Source organism: Paraburkholderia sp. J41 (assembly GCF_905220235.1).
Lineage (GTDB): Bacteria > Pseudomonadota > Gammaproteobacteria > Burkholderiales > Burkholderiaceae > Paraburkholderia.
Genome location: NZ_CAJMZE010000071.1, coordinates 1 through 2,894 on the forward strand (window position 1 = coordinate 1; position 2,894 = coordinate 2,894).

A 2,894-nucleotide genomic window follows, 5' to 3' on the forward strand; every position below is an offset into this window, starting at 1 on the left:
GCCTCAGCCCGTCGCTCTCCCGCCACCGTGGAATTTCGAACGGTGTATAACGACTTATCATCTGGGGATCGCTTTGAAGCGCGAGTACTGCGTCGCGGGTGCCGACAAGAACCATACTGATCTGGAGGTCATTGGCGAGGAATTTGAGCAAGTTAAGAGACGCTCGCTGCTCCCGATAGGTGCCTGCCAGCAGGTGGTGGACCTCATCAACAACCAGCATGCGTGGCGACATGCGTTTGAGGATTTCGCGTGCCAGCCGTTCAAGGGACGAAAGGCCTGCCGCTGCATTATGAGGGGCGCCTAGCACGAACAATGGACCCGAAAAAATCGATGCCGGTCGGGGCTGGGTGGCATCTGCATCGCGACGACCGGACAACGTTCGGTTCCGCTTCGCTCGTCGAACTCGCTTGGATGCGCACGTCTGAATCTGGACGTGATTTTCGTCTTCCCTATAGTTGAATCTCCGTGCAGGAGCAGGCACGGCATCCGGTCTCGGCGTGGCGTTTCAAACAGGCGCTCAAGTTGCTGCAAAGCCTGCGTCGCGCGGAGATAATCTATCCAGCGGTCACGCAGAAGTCCAAGAATTCGTTCGTCGTTCCCCTGCTCAGCCTGCTTTCTGGCGGCCGGCAGCAGATGTGCAAGCGTCCCATCCTTCATCCGGCACCTCACCATTCCTCGACGTTGAAGGCCTGAACTGGCACAGCGTAGTCGACCGTTTCAGCCTCCTCCGTCGTCGCGAGCGTGAACGGCAGAATCCTGTCGAGCAACTCATTCAACGGGGCGTCATTTTTTCGTGACCGACGACGTGCACGGACCGTTGCCTGCCTGGCTTTGCCAATCACGCGCCGTTGTTCTTCTATCGTCCTGAACATCGGGGTTTCTGAGACTGTCCGTTGCCCTTCTGACCGAATGGCTTACAACGCGGCCCGCTGTTCGAAAAGAGAAATGGCCGGCCGCCCCAAGTCCGCGTAGCGGACTTCAAGGTATTCGCCGCGTCCCGCCGTCACAAAAACACGCGAGAGATCCTCAGGATGGTAACGAACCGTGACGTCCCGCCGGGTCTGCCGCCAGGCGACAAATATTGGATCCCAGTAACGAACATGGAATAGCGTCAGTCCGTTATCCTGGATGGTCCTGTGCGCGACAGGCAAAAACCGGATGAGGAACCTGAGTTCAGCGTCGCTCGCCGCGGGTAGCTGTCGCGAATCGGGATTGCGCGCAAGCATCCGCCATGTGTCGGCCGGGGTTGCTCCAAGCAGCCCACGATGCGGAACGTGATGGTACCGTCTGGCGATCTCAATCGCGAGCCATTGCTCAAATTCTCGAAGCGTCAACGATGCCGTCTTCTCGGACTGCCTCGCCTTGCGGCCTTTGGGTGATGATCCGGTGGCCCCCGGCAAGCCTCGAACGCGCTCCATCAGCGTGCGGTTGAACCGCTCAATGTGACCGCCGAAATGAGGACGCCCGACTGGACGATACATAAGGTGGATGCCGAATTCCCGACATCCACTGCGAAGCACCCTGCTCTTGAACTCGGCGGCATTGTCGAGATGGAGAACTCGCGGAATTCCACGCATTGGCCATTCTGCATCAGCCTCGATCTTTGCAAGCCAAGGCGCTTTGGATAGTGCCGCTCTGGTCAGCAGCCAACCAACGGTAGCCGCTCCCGGACGGTCCATGCTGACGTAGAAACTCAACACGCATCTCGTCGCGACGTCCAGAGCGATAGTTAGCCAAGGGCGTCCGATCACCCGTCTGTCGTATTCGCTAACCAAAAACACATCTGCTTGTGTATGGCCGACCTGAACGATTTCCAGAGGATACTTTGCGGCAAGCGATCCTGGCGCAGTCATCGCGTCCGGGAGGGCCGCACGCCTCAGAGCGTCTGCCTCGCGGTGCAGTGCCCACCGCCGGCCAATGGTGGTTCGGCTTGGCGGTTGCAGTCCGGCAAGTTCACATCTACGCCGAACCTCCAGCACGAGATCGGTTGCGGGATGCGCCAATTGTCGTTGAGCAGGCAGCCAGACGTGGACAACTTGGTCGATCACAGCTTCAACGGCCCCTCCCAATCGACGATCCCCCTCTGAAGGACCTCGGCGCTTCGGGATGACTGAGCTCGCTACCGGGTCTGCGAGAAACCTCTGCCGCAGACGATAAACAGTCGTCCAGTGAACGCCCAGCAGGTTCGCGGCCACTATCGCAAGCTTTTTCGATAGTGGTCCGCGCCCTAACGGCCGGAGAACGTCTGCTACTTTCGCAGCACGGCTAGCCGTTTCTTCCGAAACCGTCATGGCCGCTCCTTAGTGAGCCTCGTAAGACGCGTTAGCGGAATTAAAGGACAGGACAAACGCATTAGCAAAATAAACGGACATTCGAGCATCCGTGCGTTGCCGAAACGCAACGCGTGAAAAGGCGTGCAAAACCGCTGCAAAGCCGTATTTCGCGGGATCAGACTAGAATATTACATTAGCGTAATCTACGGACACGATTAGCGCTTTCTGCGGACTGCAACAGCTGTCACGGAGAAATCTCGCGTTTTGCGTGAACGCCATCCGTTGATTGCACGGCTAGTGCAAGCGTACCCATTCCTCTCGAATACTGAACTCGAACCGGTCTAGTCGGAAGTTGCGACGGCGCGAAGTCGCGCATATTTGGCCCGCGTCTGCATCGCCGAGCTTTTATGCGGAGAGATCTATCCTCAGGACGAAAAGTCGGCACACTAAATCTATCGAGGCTTCGCAATGTCTAGCTGGCACGTCTGCTCTTCGTGTTTTGCTGACACTGATCTAAGAAGGTGGATTCGCCAGCATAACGGCCCGCGAAGCTGCGATGCCTGCGGCGGATATGATTCACCGACAATGCCTCTCGATGAGATCTGCGAGCACATTGAGATG

At 57.7% G+C, this 2,894-nt stretch carries 2 protein-coding genes and 1 pseudogene; all 3 read right to left on the bottom strand.

Features of this window, described 5'->3' with window-relative positions; genetic code table 11:
- Positions 1-672, bottom strand: a pseudogene (locus tag U5805_RS31395) (TniB family NTP-binding protein); the annotation flags it as partial.
- Complete coding sequence (locus U5805_RS31400; RefSeq protein ID WP_322107377.1) at positions 666-872, bottom strand: hypothetical protein; 207 nt, start codon at positions 870-872, stop codon at positions 666-668. The pseudogene U5805_RS31395 and the gene U5805_RS31400, both read right to left, overlap by 7 nt.
- Before the next feature lie 42 nt (positions 873-914).
- Positions 915-2,291 (bottom strand): Mu transposase C-terminal domain-containing protein, encoded by a 1,377-nt coding sequence (locus U5805_RS31405; protein WP_322107378.1) that lies wholly within the window; start codon positions 2,289-2,291, stop codon positions 915-917.
- Positions 2,292-2,894 lie beyond the last annotated feature (603 nt).